This is a genomic window from Salmonella sp. SAL4457 (assembly GCF_046548235.1).
GTDB classification, from domain to species: domain Bacteria; phylum Pseudomonadota; class Gammaproteobacteria; order Enterobacterales; family Enterobacteriaceae; genus Salmonella; species Salmonella enterica.
The window spans coordinates 1-289 of sequence record NZ_JBGDZO010000321.1 but is presented as its reverse complement, the minus strand read 5'-3'; the positions used below and the strand labels follow the sequence as shown (position 1 = coordinate 289).

1 protein-coding gene is annotated in these 289 nt (G+C 69.6%); it reads right to left on the bottom strand.

The window, feature by feature from the left end:
* Positions 1 to 289, bottom strand: a 289-nt coding sequence (locus tag ACLJNW_RS24470; RefSeq protein ID WP_410961254.1) for a hypothetical protein, incomplete at both ends; no start/stop codon positions are given.

The window sequence follows — 289 nt, the reverse complement described above, 5'->3', positions numbered from 1 at the left end:
CGTCCAGCAGGTCGCCGAGGAAGTAGGCGAGGCTCTTGCCGGCGCTGGGCTGGTCGACCTCGCCCAGCAGACTGGCTCCCAGCATCAGCGTGCTGAGGCCCATTGCATCGGGGTCCGGCGTCCGCGGGCTATCGCGCAGCGCCTGCAGGCGCCGAACCGGCTCGGGAAGTTGTCCTTCGTCCTTGGCCAGGAGCATGGCGCCAAGCGGGTGGCTTGCCTGCAGAACCGTGCTGACCACCCGCTCGACATGTGCCGCCAGCGCCCGGTAGGCGGTACCGCTGTACAGTGC